The sequence below is a fragment of the uncultured Mediterranea sp. genome, from assembly GCF_902493215.1.
GTDB lineage: Bacteria > Bacteroidota > Bacteroidia > Bacteroidales > Bacteroidaceae > Bacteroides.
The window spans coordinates 1-19,184 of record NZ_CABUOL010000016.1; the positions used below are offsets into that span (position 1 = coordinate 1).

20 protein-coding genes are annotated in these 19,184 nt (G+C 49.0%); 14 read left to right on the top strand and 6 right to left on the bottom strand.

Annotated elements, in window-relative coordinates; genetic code table 11:
- Positions 1–219 precede the first annotated feature (219 nt).
- The 7 genes from RDO88_RS09970 (at position 220) to hisB (ending at position 6,662) form a co-directional block, all read left to right on the top strand.
- Entirely contained in the window at positions 220–591 is a 372-nt protein-coding gene (locus RDO88_RS09970) for a winged helix-turn-helix transcriptional regulator (RefSeq protein WP_307759225.1), read from the top strand.
- A gap of 163 nt (positions 592–754) precedes the next feature.
- Positions 755–1,372 carry a DUF2490 domain-containing protein gene (locus tag RDO88_RS09975; protein WP_307759278.1) on the top strand — a complete coding sequence of 206 codons (618 nt, stop codon included), beginning with the start codon at positions 755–757 and terminating at the stop codon, positions 1,370–1,372.
- Positions 1,373–1,416: 44 nt separating this feature from the next.
- On the top strand, positions 1,417–1,938 hold the full coding sequence (locus RDO88_RS09980; RefSeq protein WP_307759226.1) for a hotdog domain-containing protein: 522 nt from the start codon (positions 1,417–1,419) through the stop codon (positions 1,936–1,938).
- A 313-nt stretch (positions 1,939–2,251) separates the two neighbouring features.
- Positions 2,252–3,103 (top strand): ATP phosphoribosyltransferase, encoded by an 852-nt coding sequence (hisG, locus tag RDO88_RS09985; protein WP_307759227.1) that lies wholly within the window; start codon positions 2,252–2,254, stop codon positions 3,101–3,103.
- Between the two features lie 24 nt (positions 3,104–3,127).
- Positions 3,128–4,420 (top strand): histidinol dehydrogenase, encoded by a 1,293-nt coding sequence (gene hisD, locus RDO88_RS09990; RefSeq protein WP_307759228.1) that lies wholly within the window; start codon positions 3,128–3,130, stop codon positions 4,418–4,420.
- Between the two features lie 32 nt (positions 4,421–4,452).
- Entirely contained in the window at positions 4,453–5,502 is a 1,050-nt protein-coding gene (gene hisC / locus RDO88_RS09995) for a histidinol-phosphate transaminase (protein ID WP_307759279.1), read from the top strand.
- Positions 5,503–5,510: 8 nt separating this feature from the next.
- Positions 5,511–6,662 carry a bifunctional histidinol-phosphatase/imidazoleglycerol-phosphate dehydratase HisB gene (gene hisB, locus RDO88_RS10000; RefSeq protein ID WP_307759229.1) on the top strand — a complete coding sequence of 384 codons (1,152 nt, stop codon included), beginning with the start codon at positions 5,511–5,513 and terminating at the stop codon, positions 6,660–6,662.
- 16 nt (positions 6,663–6,678) lie between these two features.
- On the opposite strand, the gene RDO88_RS10005 is transcribed toward hisB, so the two are convergent.
- From RDO88_RS10005 to RDO88_RS10020, 4 genes are all read right to left on the bottom strand, one after another.
- Entirely contained in the window at positions 6,679–7,077 is a 399-nt protein-coding gene (locus RDO88_RS10005; protein ID WP_307759230.1) for an FKBP-type peptidyl-prolyl cis-trans isomerase, read from the bottom strand.
- A 145-nt stretch (positions 7,078–7,222) separates the two neighbouring features.
- Entirely contained in the window at positions 7,223–7,807 is a 585-nt protein-coding gene (locus tag RDO88_RS10010) for a hypothetical protein (RefSeq protein WP_307759231.1), read from the bottom strand.
- 12 nt (positions 7,808–7,819) lie between these two features.
- On the bottom strand, positions 7,820–8,299 hold the full coding sequence (locus tag RDO88_RS10015; protein ID WP_307759232.1) for a sigma-70 family RNA polymerase sigma factor: 480 nt from the start codon (positions 8,297–8,299) through the stop codon (positions 7,820–7,822).
- A 225-nt stretch (positions 8,300–8,524) separates the two neighbouring features.
- Entirely contained in the window at positions 8,525–9,349 is an 825-nt protein-coding gene (locus RDO88_RS10020) for a DUF4377 domain-containing protein (protein ID WP_307759233.1), read from the bottom strand.
- Between the two features lie 285 nt (positions 9,350–9,634).
- Between RDO88_RS10020 and RDO88_RS10025 the strand changes: the two genes are divergently transcribed.
- The 5 genes from RDO88_RS10025 (at position 9,635) to RDO88_RS10045 (ending at position 15,457) form a co-directional block, all read left to right on the top strand.
- A complete protein-coding gene (locus RDO88_RS10025) occupies positions 9,635–10,414 on the top strand; it encodes a DUF5694 domain-containing protein (protein ID WP_307759234.1) in 780 nt (259 codons plus the stop codon).
- A 38-nt stretch (positions 10,415–10,452) separates the two neighbouring features.
- Positions 10,453–11,778 carry a DEAD/DEAH box helicase gene (locus RDO88_RS10030; RefSeq protein ID WP_307759235.1) on the top strand — a complete coding sequence of 442 codons (1,326 nt, stop codon included), beginning with the start codon at positions 10,453–10,455 and terminating at the stop codon, positions 11,776–11,778.
- Between the two features lie 281 nt (positions 11,779–12,059).
- On the top strand, positions 12,060–13,127 hold the full coding sequence (gene serC, locus RDO88_RS10035; protein ID WP_307759236.1) for a 3-phosphoserine/phosphohydroxythreonine transaminase: 1,068 nt from the start codon (positions 12,060–12,062) through the stop codon (positions 13,125–13,127).
- A 129-nt stretch (positions 13,128–13,256) separates the two neighbouring features.
- On the top strand, positions 13,257–14,180 hold the full coding sequence (locus RDO88_RS10040; protein ID WP_307759237.1) for an NAD(P)-dependent oxidoreductase: 924 nt from the start codon (positions 13,257–13,259) through the stop codon (positions 14,178–14,180).
- A gap of 29 nt (positions 14,181–14,209) precedes the next feature.
- A complete protein-coding gene (locus RDO88_RS10045) occupies positions 14,210–15,457 on the top strand; it encodes a DUF1015 family protein (RefSeq protein ID WP_307759238.1) in 1,248 nt (415 codons plus the stop codon).
- Between the two features lie 36 nt (positions 15,458–15,493).
- Here the strand turns inward: RDO88_RS10045 and RDO88_RS10050 are convergent, their stop codons facing one another.
- Together RDO88_RS10050 and RDO88_RS10055 are read right to left on the bottom strand one after the other, a co-directional pair.
- Positions 15,494–15,991: a GNAT family N-acetyltransferase gene (locus RDO88_RS10050; RefSeq protein ID WP_307759239.1), complete on the bottom strand. Its 498-nt coding sequence runs from the start codon at positions 15,989–15,991 to the stop codon at positions 15,494–15,496.
- A 40-nt stretch (positions 15,992–16,031) separates the two neighbouring features.
- The gene (locus RDO88_RS10055) at positions 16,032–17,390 is read right to left on the bottom strand and encodes a hypothetical protein (protein WP_307759280.1); all 1,359 of its coding nucleotides are present in this window, start codon (positions 17,388–17,390) and stop codon (positions 16,032–16,034) included.
- Between the two features lie 298 nt (positions 17,391–17,688).
- On the opposite strand from RDO88_RS10055, the gene RDO88_RS10060 reads away from it, so the two are divergent.
- Together RDO88_RS10060 and RDO88_RS10065 are read left to right on the top strand one after the other, a co-directional pair.
- Positions 17,689–18,042 carry a helix-turn-helix transcriptional regulator gene (locus RDO88_RS10060; protein WP_307759240.1) on the top strand — a complete coding sequence of 118 codons (354 nt, stop codon included), beginning with the start codon at positions 17,689–17,691 and terminating at the stop codon, positions 18,040–18,042.
- A gap of 13 nt (positions 18,043–18,055) precedes the next feature.
- A complete protein-coding gene (locus RDO88_RS10065; protein WP_307759241.1) occupies positions 18,056–19,168 on the top strand; it encodes a PspC domain-containing protein in 1,113 nt (370 codons plus the stop codon).
- Positions 19,169–19,184: the final 16 nt, after the last annotated feature.

Below are 19,184 nucleotides of genomic sequence, written 5' to 3' on the forward strand. Positions count from 1 at the left end.
CCTTCAAAACCCTTGATGCAACCTATGGTTGCGTGAGCGTACTTTTCGCCCTTGTTCATAATTTTAATGTTACTCATATTTTCTGTTTTTATAAAGTTGATTAACTTTGCATCATAAACTTACTATTGTTTGGATAGTGCAAAGTTAATACTTTTTGTGCTGATAAACAATAAGTTACAAAAATGTAACCCACTTACTTTAAAGTAATTATTATTGGAAATGAATAGTTTGCAGTTACAAGAAAACCTCAAAAAATATACTCGTATAGAAGATTGTCCCATCCGTAATGTCTTGTCACGGTTTTCCAGCAAATGGGCCATGCTCATATTATGTGTTCTTTCTGAAAATGAAGCAACGCGCTTTAATACTATAAGTAAGGCAATTCCGGATATTTCCCCTAAAGTACTTACCGAGACATTAAAGAATCTTGAAGCTGACGGATTGATAAGAAGAAAGTTATACGCTGAAATACCTCCGAGGGTAGAATATTCTCTGACTGAGCTTGGTCAAAGCCTGATTCCTATACTAAACAATCTTATATCGTGGGCATTAGATAATGCTACATATATATTAAGATGTAAAAATAAGTAGGTCAATGGTGTATTATAAGTTGCTTAAAAAAGGATGCAAGAATACATGAGTAGATATACCTTTCCAGCTTTTTTCCAAAATTGGTTTGTATATTTGCAATTCTAATTAAATGGGCTGAATTATGGAGAGATTTCATTGGATACGAAAGTGGTTGGTAGCAGGCATGTACTTGTGGAGCATGGCAGGAGGACTGCAGGCACAGGAAGCAGACTATACCACTTGGCTGAGGCAGGGGGTAGAGTATGAAGTGAACAATCGGTTGGATCTGTCGGGTGGCTTGGAATGGCGTACGGAGAACAAGTTGCGGGCAACAGACCGCTGGGGGCTGGATGTCGGTGCCAAATATGCAGTTCTACCTTTTCTGAAAATGGGGGCCGGATACGAGATACATTACCGCAATAGAGGTGAGGACGGGTGGAAATTCCGGCACCGTTACCATGCCGACGGCGTATTGTCAGCTCGGTGGGGAAGGGTGAAGCTGGCTCTTCGGGAAAGGTTCCAGCATACGTGGGATGATGTAGAGAACGAACTTCGGTTACGTTCCCGCCTGAAACTGGCTTATGACATACGTCGTTGTAAGGTGGAACCCTATGTGTCGGTCGAGGTATACAACAGCCTGAACCGTGGAGACGGTTTCGACGTGGCCCGCATGCGTTATCGGGGTGGATTTTCGCTGCCGCTTTTTTCGGAGAACTGGAAGGCGGATGTGTTCTATTGTCGCCAGTGGGAGGAGGACGGCCGGAAAAACATCTTTGGCGTGGATTGTGTGTACAAGTTCTGAAATCTTTTGCTACATTTGTTGCGTATACTAAAATCGGTAAACTCATGAAGAAGATAATCAATCCTTGGAAAAAGCTGGAGGGTTACAACTGTTTTGGTTGTTCGCCCGACAATGAATATGGTGTAAAGATGGATTTTTACGAAGACGGCGATGAGGTGTTGAGCGTGTGGAAACCGGACGGACATTATCAGGGGTTTCTGCATACGTTGCACGGAGGTATACAGTCGGTGCTGCTTGATGAAATTTGTGGTTGGGCGGTGTTTCGCAAGCTGCAGACCGCAGGGATGACCAGCCGGATGGAAACCCGTTTCCGCAGAGCGGTTTCGACGGATGCCCGTTATCTGTTGCTCCGTGCTTCGATACGCGAACAGAAACGCAATCTGGCATTTGTGGAGGCGAAGCTTTACGATGACAAGGGAGAACTTTGTACGGAAGCTTCGTGCACATATTTCACTTTCCCGAAAGAGAAGGCGGAAAAGGAAATGTATTTCCGCAATTGCGAAGTGGAACCTACGGAAGTGTCCCTGCGTTCGCTTATTGATGCTGTAACCGGAACCGGTGAGTAGACTTTTTGTGCCGGTGGGGTGAAATATGTGAGAAAATGAAAGTCAAACACGTTTTTTTTCTGTTATATTTTTGGTAGTTTCGAATGAATGGTTTACATTTGTCACGTCTTAAAAACAAATGAAATGAAAATATTGGCTGTACATCATCATTGTCATCATCATTATCCTGGCGAGTAAGTTCGGTAGGCAGACAGATGTATGTACGTCACTTGAAGATACATGAATGAAAGAAGCTTGCCGGATGTGGGCAGGCTTCTTTTTTTATTGTCTCTTCCGGCAGGAAATTATAAACAGAAAAATATAGAAAGAAATTATGCTGAGAATTGCAGTACAGGCCAAAGGCCGTCTTTATGACGAAACGATGTCGTTTCTGGAGGAAGCGGACATCAAGTTGAATGCGACAAAACGCACCCTGTTGGTGCAGTCCACCAATTTCCCCCTCGAAGTGCTTTTTCTGCGCGATGATGACATCCCGCAGACGGTTGCAACAGGAGTGGCCGACATTGGTATTGTAGGTGAGAACGAGTTTGTAGAGCGGGCTGAAGATGCTGAGATTGTGAAGCGCCTGGGGTTCAGCAAATGCCGTTTGTCACTGGCCATGCCGAAGGATATTGATTATCCGGGAGTAACTTGGTTTGAAGGGCGGAAAATAGCTACGTCCTATCCGGGGATATTGTCACGTTACTTGAAGGAACAGCGGGTGAATGCGGAAATCCATGTGATAACCGGTTCGGTAGAGGTGTCGCCGGGTATCGGTTTGGCCGATGCCATCTTCGATATCGTCAGTTCGGGCTCCACGCTGGTGAGCAACCGCCTGAAAGAAGTGGAGGTCGTGATGCAGTCGGAGGCATTGCTCATCGGCAACAAGCATCTTTCTGACGAGAAGAAGGAAATTCTGAAAGAACTGCTTTTCCGAATGGATGCCGTGAAGACAGCTGAAGACAAGAAATATGTGTTGATGAATGCTCCCAAGGAGAAGTTGGACGAGATTGTGGCTGTATTGCCGGGCATGAAGAGTCCTACAGTGATGCCTTTGGCACAGGAAGGCTGGTGCTCGGTGCACACTGTACTCGATGAGAAATGTTTTTGGGAGATAATCGGTAAACTGAAACAGCTGGGTGCGGAAGGAATTCTGGTGCTCCCGATAGAAAAAATGATTCTGTAATGGTTAACTAATTCTGGTAGGCTTATGATACTGATTGATTATCCCGACAGGGCACAATGGCCGGTATTGCTGGAACGGCCGGTGATGAACACGGAAAGTCTGTTTGGCGTGGTACAGGAGATTATTGCCCGTGTGAAGAAGGGTGGTGATGAAGCTGTACTCCAATACGAGAAGCAGTTCGACAAGGTGGAACTTGCGTCGCTGGCTGTAACGGATGAAGAGTTTGATGAGGCCGAACGGCTGGTAGATGACGAACTGAAGGCTGCCATCCGCTTGGCCGCCGAAAATATTTCTACGTTCCACGCATCCCAGCGTTTCGAAGGCCGAAAGGTGGAAACCCGTCCGGGCGTTGTCTGCTGGCAGAAAGCGGTACCCATCGAAAAGGTGGGGCTTTATATTCCCGGTGGAACGGCACCTCTGTTTTCTACCGTGCTGATGCTGGCAGTACCTGCACGCATAGCCGGATGCCGGGAGATTGTGTTGTGTACACCTCCGGGACGCGACGGCAAGGTACATCCGGCCGTACTGTTTGCCGCTAAGGTGGCAGGTGTACGTCAGGTGTTCAAGGCTGGTGGCGTACAGGCGATAGCAGCGATGGCATACGGAACGCAGAGCATTCCCAAAGTATACAAAATCTTTGGTCCCGGCAATCAGTATGTCACGGCGGCCAAGCAATGGGTCGGTTTGCGTGACGTGGCTATCGACATGCCGGCAGGTCCGTCCGAGGTGGAAGTGCTGGCCGACGAGACTGCCAATCCGGTCTTTGTGGCGGCCGACTTGCTGAGTCAGGCGGAGCATGGGGTGGACAGCCAGGCGGTTCTGATAACGACTTCGAAGCGACTGCAGCAGGCTGTCAGGGAAGAGGTGGAACGGCAGCTGGAGGCATTGCCGCGTAAGGATATTGCAGCACGGTCGCTGGCCAACAGCAAACTGATTGTGGTGCGCGATATGGAAGAGGCCATTGAAATGACCAACGCTTATGCACCTGAACACCTGATTGTAGAGACGGCCGACTATCTGGCTGTGGCCGAGAGGGTAGTTCATGCAGGTTCCGTCTTTCTTGGTTCGCTGACGCCCGAGAGTGCCGGTGACTATGCATCGGGCACCAACCATACCTTGCCTACCAACGGTTATGCCAAGGCATACAGCGGCGTTTGTCTGGACAGCTTCATCCGCAAGATGACTTTCCAGGAAATCTCTCCCGAAGGAATCAGGCAGATAGGTCCGGCTATCGAGGTGATGGCAGCCAACGAGTCGCTGGACGGTCACAAGAATGCCGTTACCGTCCGTCTGAAAACCGTTCGTGAAGTTCAATGAAATTGTTTAAGCTTGAAATCTGAATGAATATGATGAAACCCTTACAGGAACTGGTTCGTCCGAATATCTGGAAACTGAAACCTTATTCGTCGGCCCGTGACGAGTACAACGGGGCAGACGCTTCGGTTTTTCTGGATGCCAACGAGAATCCGTATAACAATCCGAACAACCGTTATCCCGACCCTATGCAGCGTGAACTGAAATCCCATTTGTCGCGGATTAAGCGGGTGCCGGCTGCCAATATCTTTTTGGGTAATGGCAGTGACGAAGCGATTGATCTGCTGTTCCGTGCTTTTTGTGAACCGCGTATCGACAACGTTGTGGCTATCGATCCTACGTATGGCATGTATCAGGTCTGTGCCGATGTCAATGATGTGGAGTATCGCAAAGTGTTGCTGGACGAGCATTTTCAGTTTTCGGCCGATAAATTGCTGGCCGCAGCCGATGAACATACCAAACTGATGTTTCTCTGTTCTCCCAACAATCCGTCGGGCAACAACCTGTGTCGTGACGAAATCGTGAAGCTGCTCCAGGCCTTTGACGGTATTGTAGTGGTGGACGAGGCATATATTGATTTCTCGGAGGCCCGTTCTTTCCTGCTCGATCTGGCTTTGTATCCCAATGTTGTTGTCTTGCAGACATTCTCCAAGGCGTGGGGATGTGCGGCTATCCGCTTGGGCATGGCTTTTGCTTCGGAAGAGATCATTGCGATTTTCAATAAAATAAAGTATCCTTATAACGTCAATTTGCTGACCCAGAAACAGGCACTGGAGATGGTACTCCGCCCGTACGAAGTGGAACGTTGGGTGAAGGTGCTGAAAGAGGAACGGATCTGGCTGGAAGAAGCGTTCGGGGCATTGCCTTGTACGGTGGAGGTGTTCCCGTCGGACGCCAATTTCTTCCTGGCGCGTGTTACCGATGCGGTGGATGTCTATTGCTATCTGGTGGGAAAAGGAATCATCGTCCGTAATCGTCATACGGTTGCTCTTTGTGGCAACTGTCTGCGTGTCACGGTGGGTACACGGCCCGAAAACGAAAAATTGCTGGATGCCTTGCGGCAATATAATGGAAAAGATAAATGAGGGAGGGCATGAAAAAGAAAGTTTTGTTCATTGACAGAGACGGTACGCTGGTCATCGAACCGCCTGTCGACTACCAATTAGATGCTTTCGAGAAGCTGGAGTTCTATCCGGGAGTGATGCGGAACCTGGGATTCATCCGCAGCAAGCTCGATTTTGAGTTTGTCATGGTGACCAATCAGGATGGACTGGGGACGGACTCTTTCCCCGAAGAAACGTTCTGGCCGGTACATAACCTGATGATGAAGACGCTGGAAGGCGAAGGCATCACGTTCGATGACGTTTGCATAGACCGCAGCTTTCCCGAAGACCAGGCGCCTACCCGCAAGCCAAGGACAGGGATGCTGACCCGTTATCTGAACGATGAAGCTTACGATATGGCGGGCAGTTACGTCATCGGCGACCGGGCTACCGATGTGGAACTGGCCAAGAACCTTGGTTGCCGAGCCATTCTGCTGCAGGCCGACAAGTCGTTATTGAAACCGGTAGCAGAAGGCGGTACCGCTGCCTGTGGAGGACTGGAAGAGGTCTGTGTGCTGGCCACGACCGACTGGGCGCGGGTAGCCGACTTCCTTTTTGCCGGCGAACGTCGGGCGGAGGTCCATCGGGTGACTCATGAGACCGATGTGTATGTATCGGTCGATCTGGACGGCTCCGGGCAGTGCGACATTTCTACTGGCCTGGGTTTCTTCGACCACATGCTCGAGCAGATAGGACGGCATGGAAGCATCGACCTGACTGTCCGTGTCAAGGGTGACCTCTGCGTGGACGAACACCATACCATCGAAGATACGGCCCTGGCTTTAGGCGAATGTCTCTACAAGGCTTTGGGCGACAAGCGGGGCATCGAGCGTTATGGCTATTCGTTGCCCATGGACGACTGCCTGTGCCAGGTGTGCCTCGACTTCGGAGGACGCCCGTGGCTGGTGTGGCAGGCCGACTTCAGGCGCGAGCGCATTGGAGAGATGCCTACCGAGATGTTCCTGCATTTCTTCAAGTCGCTGAGCGACGCCGCGCGGATGAATCTGCATGTCAAGGCCGAGGGACAGAACGAACACCACAAGATAGAAGGCATCTTCAAGGCCTTGGCCCGTGCCCTGAAGATGGCCGTGAAGCGGGACATCTACCGCTACGAGCTTCCTTCTTCCAAAGGTGTACTTTAGGTTGTAAAACCGTGGCTCAGGCAATGCCCAGCAGTTCGATTTCAAAAATCAGGGTCGAGCCGCCGGGTATGCCGGGCTGCGAGAACTTGCCGTAGCCCATTTCGGCGGGCAGGTAGATTTCCCATTTGTCGCCTACGCACATCTGTTGCATGGCTATAATCCAGCCTTCAATCAGGTCACTCAGCCGGAAAGCGGTCGGTGTGCCTCCACGGCTGCTGTCGAACTTCTTGCCGTTGATGGTCCAACCCGTGTAGTGGGCGGTGACAATACTTCGCGGGGTGGGGTGCTTGCCGTCGTCGGTTCCTGAAGCCAGTACTTTGTAATAAATGCCTTTAGGCAGAGGCTTGACGCCTTCTTCTGCTGCTTTTGCAGCCAGCCAGTCTTTGTTGGCCTGGATGTAATCTTTCTTTGCCATATCAGTTCGGATTTTGGGGCAAAGATAAAAAAGGATTTCATAACTACCTACATTGGCTCCGTAAAGTCCCTCTTTAGCGCGCTAAAGTGCCACTTTACGGGTGCTGATGTAGGTGTTTAGGATGGGGCATGTAGCTAATGGATTTTTAATCTTCCCGGGTATATTCCTCGATGTCGCGGATGGCTTCCTTGGCTTTGCGGCGTTCATTCCTGAGGTACAGCAGGCCGAAGATGGCTCCGACCACAAACCCGACACCTCCTCCGGTGCAGATGGATTCTCCGTTTTCTTTGGGGTAGCTCTCAATGATGAACCAAACTATCCATAGCAGGGCGAACGGCAGTCCGAAACACAGCCATTTCAGCCCCAGACGGTTCATGCGTATCAGGGCTTTGCTGATATCCACCAGATTGTCAGTCGATATTTCTTGGATGTTTACGCCTTTGTGGCTGTGTATCTGATAAAGGCAGGCGGCAATCAGAAAGAGGGAAGTGAAGACACAGAACATCCATGAATAGTTCATCCAGATGAAGAACATGTTGCAATAGATCAGAGCGAACGGAATTCCTATATACATGAGTCTCTTATTGCGATTGATATAGGCCAGTTTTTCCCGGGTGGATTGCATCATCATTTTTTCGCTGATGATGGTTTCTTTGGCCAGCTTGTCTTTCAATAACCGGATTTGCTGTTTCATTTCTTCCAGTTCGAAGTTATCTTGATAATTTTCCATACTGATGCGTTTTTAGCGGTTCGACATTTTTTTCAACTCCTCTTTGATGCGATACAGACGCACGGATACGTTTTTGGTCGAGATGCCGACGATGGCACCTATCTCTTCGTAGCTCATGTTTTCCAGCCAAAGCAGGACGATGGCGCGGTCGAAGGGCTTGAGCCGGTGGATGCGGTCGTAAAGTTGGCGGATTTGCCGGGAGTCTTCGTCCTTGTCTTCAAACAGGTTGATGTCCATGGTCAGTGGGAGGGTGGTCCGCTTCTGCTTTTTCCGTTCACAGGAGATGCAGGTGTTGAAGCTCACTTTCCAGATCCAGGTGTCAACGCTGCTGCGGTTCTGGAAAGACGTGTAGCCTTTCCACAGATTGATGAGCACTTCCTGAAACAGGTCGCTGACTTCATCGGAATCTTTCGAGAACATGAAGCACACCGTGTAGATAGTGTTTTTATGCTCCCTGATCATTTGCGCAAATGTAGTGTCCAATGTTTCCATATCGAATTAAGTAGTTGTTTTTGTCCGTTAGACGCAGGTGTCGACGGAAAAACTACACAAAAATAGAACTTTTTGGGGAGGAATAGAAGAAAGTGTTGAAGAGTGACTGGCTGATTGTAGCATGAAGGCGCGGATTACGCGGAAGAGCACGGAAAAGAATAAAAAATAATCCGTGAATTTCCGCGTAATCCGCGCCTTAACGATGTTTAAGGATGACAATTCGTGTTACTGCTTCTTCAGCGTGAACTCCAATTTCTGCAATCCTAATTTGTAGACATTTGCAAGAATCAGGGCGTAATGCAGTTCTTCGCCTGCCTGCATGGAGCCGGTGATGTGATTGAACTCGTCCTCCGGAACTACATCCTTGAACATCGGTCCCGATGAACCGTTTCTGATCAGGCGGATTTCATCGGTAAGGGGTGACAGAACATAAACATAAGTTGCCATATAGGGGATGCGTTGGAGCTCTATCCAATTCGGGTCATCTTTAGGGAGAATGTTCTCTATCCAAAGCCGGGCCATATCATAGGAAGGTAACGGATCTCCGTTGTTATATCTTATATTACCTTCACTGTCGACCAACAGTTCTTTTCCCATAGCAATAGCATACTTGTTGATGGGGCATGATTCTTCATACTCGATATCTTCTTCCGATAGGATTTCTTTGTCATCCGGTGTCTCAGGCTCAGTGACAAGCCGGTCCTGAAGAATGGATACAAGCGAATAGGTTCGGTCTGGGGCATCCATCGGCGGATTGGCAAGAATGGTTCTTTTGACCCGAAGTTCATATTCATGCCCTCGTTCGTAAGTGAAGCCTTCGATGGCGTCGAAAGCAAGCGGTTGCCATTCTTTGGAATTGTCTTCAGTCTTGACGAGCATACATTCTATGGGGTATTCTTTATCGGCATCGAATAGAGCATACATGATGCCTGTTTCCGAAGATACCGACATGGCAATCTCTTTCACGATATCTGTCGGCTTGTCGTCGTTTTTACAAGCTGTCCAAAAGAGACAGATGAACATCAACAGAAAGGTGGTGAACTTGTTCATGGTTATACGAATTCTCTATTGGCTCAATAGAGGTTTTAGGTTTGAAATGCAGAAACGTGAGCCGGTTATGCCGTTTTCAAGTATGAGACAGGCATAGCGTTTCTTCTTGTTCTCTCTCATGTATAGGTTGGGAAAGATACCCATAGACCGATTACAAAGATAATAAACCTAATTATAAATTTCTATCATCGGACGTGATTTTTTCCTCTTTCGTTTGCTCAAAGCTGTTTGCTTTTGAAATGGAAGTGTTATCTTTGTGCCAAGGTGTACCATTATTGAGAGAATATGAAAAAAAGTCTGATACTTTGTCTGTTTGCTCTTTGTAGTCTCTGCCGGTTGCAGGGGCAGACCGAAGTTTGCCTGGTAGGGACGAAACATGAACCTTGTGCATACTTCAATAGCGATAGTGTTTATGCCATTTTGTTGCGAGTACATCCCGATGTGGTGTTGATGGAACTGGATTCTTCTTTCTTCGACAAAAATTTTCATTTCAACCTGGAAAAATATCCTGATTTGCTGTCGACTAATGAAAACATAGGAGCGCACCGCTACCAGCAGGAGCAGGGTGTGGATTTACGCCCTTTCGAAATCGTGGGCCGAAACGAATGGTATCGGGAACATCGGTATTTTGAACGGCAGGATAGCATGTGGCGCGATGTGTTGTCCTTGTATCGGGCGGATAAACTGAGCCGGAAGAATCGGGAGGACATGGAGCTGATCCTACAAGTGATGAACTATAATGATATGAAATTCGCTTCACCCCGTGACATGAATTCCAGCATGACGATGGGATACTTGTCGCTTCGTGAACATATCCTTTATCAGAAGCTGGTATCCATTGTAGAAACTGAGGAATTGCTCAGTCGTTGGCGAAACTTTGTTCGTCTTTGGTCGTCCCGTTGGTATGAACGCAACGAGGTGATGGCTGTCAATATCCGGCGGATGGCTGAAGTCTATCCTGGCAAGCGTCTGTTGGTATTGGTTGGCCTGGAGCATAAGCCCGGACTCTTGGAGTTGTTGAAGGAGTGCGAGGGGGTGAAACTTAAGGAGTACTGGGAATTTTAGACGTAAGAAAACGTGTAGATAAAATTTGTGATTGAATAATGAAAACGAACGATATTCTGGATAATCTCAAGATAGAACAGTTGAATCCTATGCAGGAGGCCGTAGGGCGTGTGTATGAATCGTGCAGAAGCCTGATTGTGCTTTCGCCCACCGGCTCGGGAAAGACGTTGGCTTTTCTTTTGCCGTTGGTGCAGGGGCTGTCGGCCTCGACGGAGGCGGTGCAGGCAATTGTGCTGGTACCTTCGCGCGAACTGGCCTTACAGATTGAGGGTGTGTTCAAGGCCATGAACACGGGCTTCAAGGTGATGAGCTGCTACGGAGGTCGTCCGGCCATGGACGAGCACAGGACAATGAAGAGCCTGAAGCCGGCAGTTATTGTGGGGACACCCGGACGCATGAACGACCATCTGCATAAAGGCAATTTCGGTGTGGAACAGATACGGACGCTGGTTATCGACGAGTTCGACAAGTGTCTGGAATTCGGCTTTCAGGAAGAGATGGCCGAGGTAGTAGGACAGCTTCCTGCCCTGAAAAAGCGGGTACTGCTTTCGGCAACCGATGCCGAAGAAATTCCTCAGTTTACAGGGGTGTCCGAAGGAGAGTCGGGCGTGCAGAAACTGGATTTCCTGACGGAGGGGGGAGTCTCTTCTCGACTGACTTTGCAACAGGTGCTTTCGCCTCAGAAAGACAAGCTCGAAACGCTTTATCGTCTGCTTTGTGCCGTAGCCCATCGTCCCACCTTGGTGTTCGTCAATTATCGGGAGAGTGTAGACCGTGTGGCTGGCTACCTGCAATCCAAGAAATTTCCCAGCGAGGCTTTTCATGGCGGCATGGAGCAACCCGACCGCGAACGGGCGCTTTACAAGTTCCGTAACGGAAGCTCGCCTGTGCTGGTGTCTACCGACCTGGCTGCCCGCGGGCTCGACATTCCTGGGGTGGAAAACATCGTGCACTATCATCTGCCGGTCAACGAAGAAGCTTTCACCCACCGCAACGGACGTACGGCCCGTTGGGAAGCTACCGGCTCGTCGTTCCTGTTGCTGCATGCTGAAGAAAGTCTGCCTGCATACATTCCTCAGGATATTCCTGTTTTCAATTTACCTGAGGAAACGCCCAAACCTGTCAAGGCCCGTTGGACTACCTTATATATAGGTAAGGGGAAAAAGGATAAGCTGAACAAGATAGACATTGTAGGCTTCCTGTATAAGAAAGGTGGTTTGTCGCGCGAAGATGTAGGGCAGGTGGATGTGAAAGACCATTATGCTTTTGTGGCCGTTCGGCGCAGTAAGTGCAAACAACTTTTAGCCTTGGTTCAGGGCGAGAAAATCAAGGGAATGAAGACGCTGATTGAGGAGGCCAGGTGAAATGGAATAGGCTTTTAACTTTCATTTTGTAAATGGATATGCCTTTTTATTTCTTCTTTTAGGCGGTGTCTCTTACATTTTGATAGATTTTTCTTGCTTAAATTGCTATCTCTACATAACAAAATAGCGTGATTTTGTACTGAAATGCAATAAAATGGAAGCATTTTGGCCATGAATGGCGAGAAAATGTATAGAAAAGTTTGGTTTATTGAATAAAATCCGTAAATTCGCCATGTCGAAAGACATAAATAACGCATCGTATAACCAAAATATTTGTTACAATGAAAAAGCATAATTTCAGTGCAGGACCCTCCATTCTTCCGCGTGAGGTCATCGAAGAAACAGCTAAAGGTGTATTGGATTTTAATGGCTCCGGTCTTTCGGTTATGGAAATCAGCCACCGTTCCAAAGATTTTCAGGCCGTGATGGACGAAGCCGTTGCCTTGTTCAAGGAATTGCTGAATATCCCCGACGGTTATTCCGTTCTGTTCCTTGGTGGTGGTGCCAGTACCCAGTTCTGCATGGTTCCCTATAATTTCCTCGAGAAGAAAGCCGCTTATCTGAATACGGGTGTATGGGCCAAGAAGGCACTGAAAGAAGCCAAAGGTTTTGGTGAGGCAGTCGAAGTGGCCAGTTCGGCTGAAGCCACTTATACTTATATTCCCAAGGATTATACCATTCCGACCGATGCCGACTATTTCCACATTACGACGAACAATACGATTTATGGTACGGAAATCCTGAAGGACATTGACTCTCCCGTGCCTTTGATTGCCGACATGTCGTCCGATATCTTCTCTCGTCCGATCGATGTATCCAAATATACTTGTATTTATGGCGGTGCCCAGAAGAATCTGGCTCCTGCCGGCGTGACGTTTGTCATCGTGAAGAACGAGGCTGTAGGTAAAGTATCGCGTTACATCCCCACTATGTTGAACTATCAGACGCATATCGACGGAGGTTCTATGTTCAATACGCCTCCCGTACTGCCCATCTATTCGGCCATGCTGACTCTCCGTTGGATTAAAGCCCAAGGTGGTGTGAAGGAAATGGAGCGTCGTGCCATCGAAAAGGCCAACATGCTGTATGCCGAAATCGACCGTAACAAGATGTTTGTGGGAACGGCTGCCAAGGAAGACCGTTCGCGTATGAACATCTGTTTCGTGATGGCTCCCGAATACAAGGAACTGGAAGCCGACTTCCTGAAGTTCGCTACCGAAAGAGGTATGGTAGGCATCAAGGGTCACCGCTCGGTAGGTGGTTTCCGTGCATCTTGCTACAACGCCATGCCGAAGGAAAGCGTACAGGCCTTGATAGACTGCATGCAGGAATTTGAGAAACTCCATTAATTCAAATAAACCAATTGTTTTTCACCACAGATTGCACAGATTACCACAGATACTCTTATGTAATGATGACTGTGATGATGGTGTGTTCTGTGGTGAATTCTTTTTTCAACCATTTAAAACACTATAGTTATGAAAGTATTGGTAGCAACTGATAAGCCGTTCGCCAAAGTGGCCGTCGACGGTATCCGTAAAGAAATAGAAGCAGCCGGTTACGAACTGGCCTTGTTGGAAAAATATGGTGAGAAGGTCAAATTGCTGGAGGCAGTGGCCGATGTCGACGCCATCATCATCCGTAGTGACATCATAGACGCCGAAGTGCTCGATGCCGCCAAGCAACTGAAAATTGTGGTACGTGCCGGTGCGGGATACGATAATGTGGATCTGGAAGCCGCTACAGCTCACAACGTATGCGTGATGAATACGCCGGGACAGAATTCCAATGCCGTGGCCGAACTGGCTTTCGGTATGATGGTGATGGCTGTGCGCAATATGTACAACGGCACGTCGGGTACGGAGCTGAAGGGAAAGAAGCTGGGTATCCACGCTTATGGTAACGTAGGTCGCAACGTGGCACGCATCGCCAAGGGATTTGGTATGGACATCTATGCTTACGATGCTTTCTGTCCGAAAGAAGTGATTGAGGCCGACGGTGTGAAGGCGGTTGCCAATGCTGAAGAACTTTATTCGACGTGTGATGTCGTTTCTCTGCACATCCCTGCTACGGCTGAGACGAAGAACTCTATCAACCATGCCCTCGTAGGCCGCATGCCGAAGGGTGGTTTGTTGGTGAACACAGCCCGTAAGGAAGTCATCAACGAAGCCGAACTCATCCAGCTGATGGAAGAACGTGCCGACCTGAAGTACATGACCGACATCATGCCGGCCGCCAACGAAGAGTTTGCTGCCAAATTCCCCGGCCGTTACTTCTCCACTCCCAAGAAGATGGGTGCACAGACCGCCGAAGCCAACATCAATGCCGGTATTGCTGCCGCCAAGCAGATTGTCGGCTTCCTGAAAGACGGTTGCGAGAAATTCCGCGTGAACAAGAAATAATATTCATTCAGATTTCAGAAACTCATATCATGGCAACAATCAAACCATTCAAAGGCATCCGTCCACCGCAAAACCTGGTGGAGAAAGTGGCTTCGCGCCCTTACGACGTATTGAACTCCGACGAAGCACGCGCCGAGGCCGAAGGTAACGAGATGTCTCTCTATCATATCATCAAGCCCGAGATTGATTTTCCTGTGGGTACCGACGAGCACGACCCACGCGTCTATCAGAAAGCTGCCGAAAACTTCCAGATGTTTCAGGATAAAGGCTGGCTGGTACAGGACGAGAAGGAAAACTATTATATTTATGCGCAGACGATGAACGGCAAGACGCAGTTCGGCCTCGTGGTGGGTGCTTACGTGCCCGACTACATGAACGGTGTCATCAAGAAGCACGAGCTGACCCGCCGCGATAAGGAGGAAGACCGCATGAAGCATGTCCGCGTGAACAACGCCAACATTGAGCCGGTATTTTTTGCCTATCCCGACAACAAGACACTTGATGCCATCATTGCCCGTTATACGGCACAGAAGCCTGTCTACGATTTCATCGCTCCTGGCGACGGCTTCGGCCATACGTTCTGGATTATCGACCAGCAGGAAGATATCGATGCCATTACGCGTGAGTTTGCCAAGATGCCCGCCCTTTACATAGCCGACGGGCATCACCGTAGTGCCGCTGCAGCCTTGGTAGGTGCCGAGAAGGCCAAGCAGAATCCCAACCATCGGGGAGATGAGGAATACAACTACTTCATGGCTGTCTGCTTCCCCGCCAATCAGCTGACTATTATCGACTACAACCGCGTGGTGAAAGACCTGAACGGACTGACGCCCGCACAGTTCCTCGAAGCGGTAGGCAAGAACTTCATCGTGGAAGAAAAAGGGACGGATATCTACAAACCTGTAGGCCTGCACAATTTCTCTCTCTATTTGGATGGCAAGTGGTATAGCCTGACGGCCAAGCCGGGAACTTACAATGACAACGATCCCATCGGTGTGCTGGATGTGACGATTTCATCCAATCTTATTTTGGATGAAATTCTGGGTATCAAGGACCTCCGTTCGGACAAACGCATTGATTTTGTGGGCGGAATCCGCGGACTGGGTGAGCTGAAGAAGCGTGTAGACAGCGGTGAAATGAAGGTGGCTTTGGCTCTCTATCCTGTCAGCATGAAGCAGTTGATGGATATTGCCGATACGGGTAATATCATGCCGCCCAAGACAACCTGGTTTGAACCCAAGCTTCGTTCGGGACTCATTATTCACAAGTTGGAATGATAACAGAATGACAGATAAAAAAGATGGGCATGGAGTTTATAACTCCATGCCCATAATGTAATCGTTCATGTAATAACCGTTCCCGATGGGAAAATCGCCCTCACGCACTTTTCGCATGCCCATGTGCTCGTAGAAGCCGAGGGCAGGATTATGCCGGTTGACGTTGAGCTCCATCCGACAGGGAGCGGGATGTACTTCCTTAATGTACTTGATGGCTTCTTGAAAAAGAAAACGGCCACAGTGGGCTTTCTGGAAGTAGGGGAGAACATAGATTTTCTGAAGGTGGAAGAGGTCTTCTCCTTCAGGCTGGACAGACACGTAACCTGCTGCCTCGCATTCTTCGTAGGCCAGCAGGTATACGTGTCCTTCTTTTTCCATCTGTTGGCGGATGTTTTCGGGGGAATACATCCATTCCATCATATACTCTATCTGATCCGGAGTGAGGATATCTTTGTAGGTTTCCGGAAAAACCTGCCATGCCAGCTTGTTGATGAGCTGGCAGTCGGCTGTATCTGCTTTTCTAATGGTAAACATTGTGCGTCGTATTGTTTGTTGGTTTGATGGGATTCTATTTTCAACGATTTTTTTCCAAAGTTGCCAGATCCACTTCAAGGGCAGCCGGATAGAGGCGTTGCGGGTCAAAGAAGGTGGCACAACTGTTCACAAGATGTTTTACGTCGGGTTTCACACGCCCCTGGAACACGGTATGTCCGTTCACGGTCAGCGTAACGGGTTTGCTTAAGTCCACCAGCTCGGGGCAGAGGTAGACTGTAACTTTTCCTCGTGAGGCCGGCGTATAGGTCTTGGCAAATTTCAATTCGATGCCCCATTTCGGGTCTTTTTCTATGGTCCGGTAAGTCACTTCGTCCACTTTCAGTGACACCTGATTGCCTTCGATATCCAGTTCGTATCGGGTACGTGTGTTCGTATCGGTGTTCGAGCGTTCGTCCACGCGCAGATTGTAGAATCCCGTCCGGTAACGTCCGTCCATCTCAAAGTTTTCCCAAATGAAATGTTTGGGATAAGGGTTGCGGATGTACTGCTTCAGCCAGGGCGTGGTGGGAGCATAGTCGATGTGGTGGCCGCGTCCCGGAATCAGTTCTACCCAATGGGTGTAGCGGTTGGGATAAAGCCGTTGCAGGCTGTCCAGTGCTGCGGCTGTATAACCGGTGAGCCGGTCGCGGTAGAATCCTTTGTCTTCGGCACCGGTACGGAGCGAGAAGGCTGTGTTGCCCAGATTTTCAGCCGGAGCGTTCTTCAGAGGTTCACCGCCTGCCATGGGGCCTGCGCCTGCCCAATAGTCGGCATAGAACGAGGCCAGTCGCTGACTGCCGTAACCGCCTTCCGAGATGCCGAACAGGTAAATTCGGTTGGGATTGATTTCATCGGACAACAATGCCTGGCGCAGCAGTTTCTCCCAGACATATTGTTTGGAGCGCTGGTACCAGCGGTAGTAGGCTCCTTCGTTGGGTATCTGCGGGATGAAGTAGTGCGAAGGTGCGTCGTCGAAACGGCTGCATATTTTCAGTCCGGTAGCCCATTCCTGTGCTTTGGGCCCTGAGCCGTGGAGGTAGAGGAACAGGGGCCATCCTTCAGCAGGTGCGGGCGTTCCGGCCTTTTCTTTCCGTCCCCAATAAAAATTGAGTACGGCCTTCGGTTCCAGTTCTTCGGGCAAGTTCCAGTGTCCGGCAGAAACTTCTGAAAGGGGAGCGGGTTGGGGCAGTTTGTCTTCTTTATAGGCTTCGTTGGCCTCTTTCCACAATTGCCATACCGCTTTTCGGTATGTTTCGGTTTCTTTCAGTTTCATGCGGATGGAGGAGGTGAAGACGGTTGTTTCATCGGTCATCCGCCGGTCGAAGAAAGAGGCTATTTCAGTACGCTTTTTTTCTTTCAGACTTCGGTCGGCGTGCTGTGCCAGAACCGGGAGAGCCATACAACAGGCCAGGCCGACCCACAAGCTGCGGGTATACTTCTTCTTGGGTAGCAGAGATTTTATCATTGTTTCAATCTATTGGTTAAATTTCCTCGCAAGGTATCAAGTTTTTCTGGGATGTGCAACTCTGTACCCCAAAATTATCTTTTCCCAATGTTTGTCTTATGCCGTCTTCCGTTGATTTCTCTTGTTAATTTGTGATAAAATATAGTATTATGCAATACAAGGTACTGATATAATACATATATTTGTGCCATACAAAATAAATGAGAGTATCAAACGTTTAACGGAAGGAGATATGAATGTAGATAATGTGAAGTCGCAGATGCGCAAAGGGATGCTGGAATATTGCATCATGCTGTTGCTGCACAAGGAGCCGGCCTACGCTTCCGACATCATTCAGAAACTGAAAGAAGCTCGGTTGATTGTAGTGGAAGGGACACTTTATCCGCTGCTGACTCGTCTGAAGAATGACGACTTGTTGGGCTATGAGTGGATTGAGTCTACCCAAGGACCTCCCCGCAAGTATTATCGGTTGACTGCGAAAGGAGAAGGTTTCCTGCAAGAATTGGAAACGGCCTGGCAGGAACTGAATGAAACGGTGGAACATATCCGCCGGAATGGGACAGAAGAAATGAATCAAGCAAACTAAAAAAAGACATACAATGAAAAAGACATTGACTGTAAACCTGGGCGGAACGGTATTCAATATCGATGAAGATGCCTACCGCCTGTTGGACAATTATCTGATGAATCTGAAGTCGCACTTCCGCAAGGAAGCCGGTGCGGACGAGATTGTAGACGATATCGAACGCCGCATTTCCGAATTGCTGGCCGAGAAGCTGGCAGGAAACCGCCAGGTGATTACGCTGGCCGACGTGGAAGAGGTAATAGCCCGTATGGGCAGACCCGAAGAGATGGACGATGCTGACGGTGAGGCTGGTCCGGCGTCGGGCAATAGAGGAGGATATGGTCCCGGTTCGTGGACCCGTGGTGAGGAAACGGCAAAGGTACGTCGCAGACTTTTCCGTAATCCCGATGACAAAATGTTGGGAGGCGTGTGCAGTGGATTGGCAGCTTATTTGGGATGGGATACCACATTGGTCCGTCTTTTGCTGTTTGTCATTCTGATATTCGGCTACGGTACGTTGATACCTATCTATATCATCTGCTGGTTGATTATTCCCGAAGCCCGTACAGCGGCCGAGAAACTGAGTATGTATGGCGAAGCAGTAACGGTGGAGAACATTGGCAAGACGGTGACCGGAGGTTTCGAACGGATGGCCGATGGGGTAAACAGCTATATGCGTTCCGACAAGCCCCGTACATTGTTGCAACGTATTGGTGACGTATTGGTGACGCTGGCCGGATGGATTCTGAAAGTGGGACTGATTGTTCTGATTATCATTTGCAGTCCGGTATTGTTTGCTTTGGGCATTGCGTTTGTCGCCTTGCTGTTTGCTGCCATCATGGTGGCTATCGGCGGCGGTGCGGCTCTGTTCTCACTTTTCCCAACGATGGATATCGTATTGCCCGCCTCGCCGTTCGAAGCCATTGCGATGTATATAGCGGGTATCCTGTTGGTAGCTATCCCATTGCTCAGCCTGTTGCATACGCTGTTCCGTAACCTGCTGAAGTGGCAACCCATGTCAGGAGGCTTGAAGTGGACATTGCTGATACTTTGGATTGTCAGTGCCATTGTGTTTGTATTGTGTTTCACATTGGGTGGTTTGTCCTTCTCCGATTTCTATATGGGACAGGAATATCTGTCGGTGTGACAGCGGCTGATTATAC

What these genes read in the sequence shown, in the direction of transcription:
- RDO88_RS09970 (WP_307759225.1), top strand. Translation starts at nt 220, where the DNA reads ATGAATAGTTTGCAGTTACAAGAAAACCTCAAAAAATATACTCGTATA.
- RDO88_RS09975 (WP_307759278.1), top strand. Translation starts at nt 755, where the DNA reads ATGTACTTGTGGAGCATGGCAGGAGGACTGCAGGCACAGGAAGCAGAC.
- RDO88_RS09980 (WP_307759226.1), top strand. Translation starts at nt 1,417, where the DNA reads ATGAAGAAGATAATCAATCCTTGGAAAAAGCTGGAGGGTTACAACTGT.
- hisG (WP_307759227.1), top strand. Translation starts at nt 2,252, where the DNA reads ATGCTGAGAATTGCAGTACAGGCCAAAGGCCGTCTTTATGACGAAACG.
- hisD (WP_307759228.1), top strand. Translation starts at nt 3,128, where the DNA reads ATGATACTGATTGATTATCCCGACAGGGCACAATGGCCGGTATTGCTG.
- hisC (WP_307759279.1), top strand. Translation starts at nt 4,453, where the DNA reads ATGAAACCCTTACAGGAACTGGTTCGTCCGAATATCTGGAAACTGAAA.
- hisB (WP_307759229.1), top strand. Translation starts at nt 5,511, where the DNA reads ATGAAAAAGAAAGTTTTGTTCATTGACAGAGACGGTACGCTGGTCATC.
- RDO88_RS10005 (WP_307759230.1), bottom strand. Translation starts at nt 7,077, where the DNA reads ATGGCAAAGAAAGATTACATCCAGGCCAACAAAGACTGGCTGGCTGCA.
- RDO88_RS10010 (WP_307759231.1), bottom strand. Translation starts at nt 7,807, where the DNA reads ATGGAAAATTATCAAGATAACTTCGAACTGGAAGAAATGAAACAGCAA.
- RDO88_RS10015 (WP_307759232.1), bottom strand. Translation starts at nt 8,299, where the DNA reads ATGGAAACATTGGACACTACATTTGCGCAAATGATCAGGGAGCATAAA.
- RDO88_RS10020 (WP_307759233.1), bottom strand. Translation starts at nt 9,349, where the DNA reads ATGAACAAGTTCACCACCTTTCTGTTGATGTTCATCTGTCTCTTTTGG.
- RDO88_RS10025 (WP_307759234.1), top strand. Translation starts at nt 9,635, where the DNA reads ATGAAAAAAAGTCTGATACTTTGTCTGTTTGCTCTTTGTAGTCTCTGC.
- RDO88_RS10030 (WP_307759235.1), top strand. Translation starts at nt 10,453, where the DNA reads ATGAAAACGAACGATATTCTGGATAATCTCAAGATAGAACAGTTGAAT.
- serC (WP_307759236.1), top strand. Translation starts at nt 12,060, where the DNA reads ATGAAAAAGCATAATTTCAGTGCAGGACCCTCCATTCTTCCGCGTGAG.
- RDO88_RS10040 (WP_307759237.1), top strand. Translation starts at nt 13,257, where the DNA reads ATGAAAGTATTGGTAGCAACTGATAAGCCGTTCGCCAAAGTGGCCGTC.
- RDO88_RS10045 (WP_307759238.1), top strand. Translation starts at nt 14,210, where the DNA reads ATGGCAACAATCAAACCATTCAAAGGCATCCGTCCACCGCAAAACCTG.
- RDO88_RS10050 (WP_307759239.1), bottom strand. Translation starts at nt 15,991, where the DNA reads ATGTTTACCATTAGAAAAGCAGATACAGCCGACTGCCAGCTCATCAAC.
- RDO88_RS10055 (WP_307759280.1), bottom strand. Translation starts at nt 17,390, where the DNA reads ATGGCTCTCCCGGTTCTGGCACAGCACGCCGACCGAAGTCTGAAAGAA.
- RDO88_RS10060 (WP_307759240.1), top strand. Translation starts at nt 17,689, where the DNA reads ATGAATGTAGATAATGTGAAGTCGCAGATGCGCAAAGGGATGCTGGAA.
- RDO88_RS10065 (WP_307759241.1), top strand. Translation starts at nt 18,056, where the DNA reads ATGAAAAAGACATTGACTGTAAACCTGGGCGGAACGGTATTCAATATC.